Genomic DNA, 3,870 nt, shown 5'->3' with positions numbered 1-3,870 from the left:
CGGCTGACACTCACGACAGCAGTCCCGCGTGGGCTGCCGTGAGGGTGAGGCGCGCGGCGTGCGCGATGAGGTCGTCGTCGATGGGATCGCCGGTGGTCACCATGCGATAGAACAACGGCGCCCGGAAGGTCATCAGCAGGGCGTTGGTGTCGCAGTCCGCAGGGAGCTCGCCTCGATCGATCGCTCGCTCGACGGTCGGGACGGCGCGGGCGGCTTGGTGCTCGAAGTAGCGGCGGGTCGCTTCGCGCAGCTGGTCGGATCGCAGGCCAGCCGTGAGGACGAAGGCCACGACCTGGCGCCCCACCGATCCGTTGAGCAGGTCGGCGAGTTCCGCGCCGAACGTGAGGAGGTCGGTGTCGATGCTGCCGGTGTCGGGGACCGGGAGCGCTTCGAGCGACCACGCCGTCAGCGCGTCGACCAGAAGATCATCGAGCGTTGGCCAGCGCCGATAGATGGTGGTCTTGTTGACGCCCGCGCGGCAGGCCACCGCCTCCACGCTGACCGCCGCGTAGCCGCCGTCGATCAGCTCCTCGAAGGCAGCGGACAATATCGCCTCGCGGACTCGCGCGCTGCGGCCTCCGGTTCGCACACCCTGCACGACCTGCCGATTCGCCACCAATCGCCCCTGTTTGTTGCATTAACACGACTCGAGTGCCACTCTCGACTTATAGCAACCACATGTTGCCATAAGCGTTGGGAGTGGGCATGCGATTCATCTTCGACAACGACGAGTCGTTTTCGTTCGAGACGTTGCGCGCGGTCGGCTACACGGTCTACGGCGGCGCCGACATCGGCGAGGTCATCACCACCGCTCGACGGATCACCCCCGGCGACGTGGAGTCCTGGTACCGGGAATGGCGCGCCCTGGCAGACCGCGTGGCCGCCATCGCCGACGGCTGCGCTGCCGCAGGACACGCGGTCAGCGCCAGCAGCGCCTACCTGCGAGCGTCGAACTACTACCGCACCGCCGAGTTCTACCTACGCGACGATCCATCGAACGATCCTCGCGTTGCGGACACCTCGGCGCGCGCCATCGATGCGTTCCGGGCCGCGCCGGAAGTCCAAAGCCAGTGGACCCGGGTGCGCATCCCCTACGAGGGCGTCGAACTGGAGGGTTACTACCTCAACGTCAGCGGAAACGCGCCTGGCCCAACGCTGCTCGCGCACGGCGGTTTCGACTCGACGGTCGAGGAGATGTTCTTCGCAGTCGGGGAAGCCGCGCGGCGGCACGGATGGAACTGCCTGATCTTCGAAGGTCCGGGACAGGGTACCGCATTGCGGCACAACGGATTACCCTTCCGATACGACTGGGAGGCGGTGGTGACCCCCGTCGTGGACGTCGCCGTCGACCTCCCCGGCGTCGACCCCGAACGCATCGCGCTGCTCGGGATGAGCATGGGCGGTTACCTGGCTCCCCGCGCGGCCGCCTTCGAGCACCGGATCGCGGCGTGCATCGCCTACGACGGCGTGTTCACCATGGCCGACGCCCTACCCGACCCGCTCGACGACGAGCTGATCGCCCGCAGGGCGGAGGCGTCGACGTCACTGCGATGGGTGCTGTCGAATGCGTTGTGGACGCTAGGCGTCACGACCGCCCAACAGCTGATCGACGAATTCAGGAAGTATGACCTCACCGCCGTGGTCGACCGGATCGCCTGCCCCACACTGGTCTGCGAGGCCGAGAACGATCAGTTCTTCCAGGGACAGCCCGCCCGACTCTACGAAGCCCTGCAGTGCCCGAAGACGTTTCTTGCGTTCACGGCCGCCGAGGGCGCGGGCGAGCACTGCCACGAGGGCGCGCTGACGCTCTTCCACCAACGAATGTTCGACTGGCTGGACGACACCCTCGCAGCCTGATCAACCCAAACCCCAACTGCAGGAGGAACACTTGATGAAGGCGATCCGACTACACGAGTTCGGCGGCCCCGAGGTGTTGCGGTACGACGAGGTGCCGATCCCCCAGCCCGCATCGGGCGAAGTGCTCGTGCGCGTTCACGCCGTGGGCGTCAATCCACCCGACTGGTACGTCCGCGAGGGAATGCCCGACGTGCCTCCCGAGATCATGCCGCCGCCGGCGCTGCCCTTCATCCCCGGGTCCGACGTATCGGGCGTCGTCGAGGCCGTCGGCACAGGCGTCGACGACTTCTCGGTCGGGGACGACGTCTTCGGAATGGTGCGCTTTCCCAGCGTCGACAGCCGCGCGTACGCCGAGTACGTCACCGCACCCGCGTCGGACCTCGCGCTCAAGCCGGCAGGCATCGATCACCTGCACGCGGCAGCCGTGCCCATGTCGGGGCTCACCGCGTGGCAGTTCCTGATCGCCCTGGGGCACGACCATCCCTCCCCGTTCCAAGAGGCGGAGCACCGTCCGATGGCCCTGACGCCCTCGACGACGGTGCTCGTCAATGGCGCGGCCGGCGGCGTCGGACACTTGGCGCTGCAACTCGCGAAGTGGAAGGGCGCGAACGTCATCGCGGTCGCCTCGGGGCCGCACGAGTCGTTCCTTCGCGACCTCGGCGCCGACCGCTTCATCGACTACACCAAGATCCATCCCGAGGACGTGGTGCGCGAGGTCGACCTCGTCCTCGACACGGTCGGCGGTCCCGCCAGCAGTCGCTTCCTGCGCACGCTCAAGCGCGGCGGCGCGTTGTACCCGGTGTACTTCGGCGACTTCGACCCCGACGAGGTCGCGAGACTCGGCGTGACCGTCTCGGGAACTCAAGTCCGCTCGGACGGTTCACAACTCGCCGAACTCGGAACCCTGCTCGAATCGGGCGAGCTCCGCGTCGCCATCGACAGCACGTTCCCGCTCGCGGACGCGCGGCAGGCCCACGAACGGGCCGCCCGCGGACACATTCGCGGCAAGATCGTGCTCACGGTGGCGTGACGACGGACCGTCTGGATGCGGCGCCGGTTCCCGATACCGAACCCTCCGTGACACCGAACCCTCCGTGACGATCTCCAGGCAAACACCTTTTCCGCGCTCGCATTCGAGCGGATCGCTGCCTACGGCCTCGCCCTCGACCAGGCACTCGTCGCCGCGCCGAGGTGAAGGGATCGATCAGAACGTCTGGTCCATACTGGTCGACAACCCGTTGTCACACGTCACGGTGAGCCTCCAGGTCGAGCCCGTCGCCGGTCCGAGACTGCCGCCCGCAGGGATCCTCGCCTCGCCCGAATCGGTGACGGTGAAGAAGTTGTCGGGCACGCCGTAGTTGACCAGAGCGGCGGGTCCTGCCAACGGAACCGTCCTCATCGTGCAACCCACCGCAGGCTGGTTCAGGTGATCGATCGACACGAAGGCCGCAGTCACCGGGTTGTCGAGCCGGAGCTTCAACTCCGGGGGTGGAGGCGGAGGTGGAGGTGGAGGTGGAGGTGGAGCTACCACCACTTGGGGCACGGCGCGGGGCGCGGGGGCTGGGTCCGGCTCAGGTGGCGGCGGTGGGGGTGGCGGCGGCGGTGCCGGCGGCGGCTCGAAGAAGTCCGTCCCCACTAGCGAGAAGCCAACCGACGACGGGAGACGTGGTCCGGTCATGCCGCCCAGCGCACCGTCCGGATGCGCCGGGCCCGATACGACGATTCCGACGCCAGCGGACAACACCGCAGCCGCGGCTACCCAAAAGATCCCGGGTTTCGACATGTTCAGAGTGTGCCTAGTGGCTGCCGCCCGATCGTGAGTAGCGCACTACTCGAATACCTCCGGCTCGGCATCACGGCCGGATCGTGGTTCTCTCGGCGATCACCAGTGACGCAGCCTTCAACGCGTCGAAGTCGGCTTCCGGTCCCTCGGCGTTTATCTGCAGCAGGTAGGGGCCATCCCTGCCGCTGATCACCACCGAGGTCTGGGCGACGGTTCGCGGCACGTCATCC

Annotated in this window: 4 protein-coding genes; 2 read left to right on the top strand and 2 right to left on the bottom strand. The window is 67.5% G+C overall.

Annotation, left to right across the window (positions count from 1 at the left end; genetic code table 11):
• Positions 1–10: 10 nt before the first annotated feature.
• Positions 11–616 carry a TetR/AcrR family transcriptional regulator gene (locus ABW137_RS18390; RefSeq protein ID WP_526402542.1) on the bottom strand — a complete coding sequence of 202 codons (606 nt, stop codon included), beginning with the start codon at positions 614–616 and terminating at the stop codon, positions 11–13.
• Between the two features lie 89 nt (positions 617–705).
• Between ABW137_RS18390 and ABW137_RS18385 the strand changes: the two genes are divergently transcribed.
• Together ABW137_RS18385 and ABW137_RS18380 are read left to right on the top strand one after the other, a co-directional pair.
• Positions 706–1,857, top strand: coding sequence for an alpha/beta hydrolase family protein (locus tag ABW137_RS18385; protein ID WP_526402540.1), 1,152 nt, complete (start codon positions 706–708; stop codon positions 1,855–1,857).
• A gap of 34 nt (positions 1,858–1,891) precedes the next feature.
• Complete coding sequence (locus tag ABW137_RS18380) at positions 1,892–2,887, top strand: NADP-dependent oxidoreductase (protein ID WP_526402539.1); 996 nt, start codon at positions 1,892–1,894, stop codon at positions 2,885–2,887.
• Positions 2,888–3,061: 174 nt separating this feature from the next.
• Here ABW137_RS18380 and ABW137_RS18375 read toward each other — a convergent pair whose 3' ends face one another.
• Positions 3,062–3,640 carry a hypothetical protein gene (locus ABW137_RS18375; RefSeq protein ID WP_526402537.1) on the bottom strand — a complete coding sequence of 193 codons (579 nt, stop codon included), beginning with the start codon at positions 3,638–3,640 and terminating at the stop codon, positions 3,062–3,064.
• Between the last annotated feature and the right edge of the window lie 230 nt (positions 3,641–3,870).

This window comes from Mycobacterium sp., from assembly GCF_040509115.1.
Lineage (GTDB): Bacteria > Actinomycetota > Actinomycetes > Mycobacteriales > Mycobacteriaceae > Mycobacterium.
This window is presented reverse-complemented; position numbering and strand designations above follow the sequence as displayed.

Coding starts and splice junctions, on each gene's coding strand:
- ABW137_RS18375 (WP_526402537.1), bottom strand. CDS start 3,640: ATGTCGAAACCCGGGATCTTTTGGGTAGCCGCGGCTGCGGTGTTGTCC.
- ABW137_RS18380 (WP_526402539.1), top strand. CDS start 1,892: ATGAAGGCGATCCGACTACACGAGTTCGGCGGCCCCGAGGTGTTGCGG.
- ABW137_RS18385 (WP_526402540.1), top strand. CDS start 706: ATGCGATTCATCTTCGACAACGACGAGTCGTTTTCGTTCGAGACGTTG.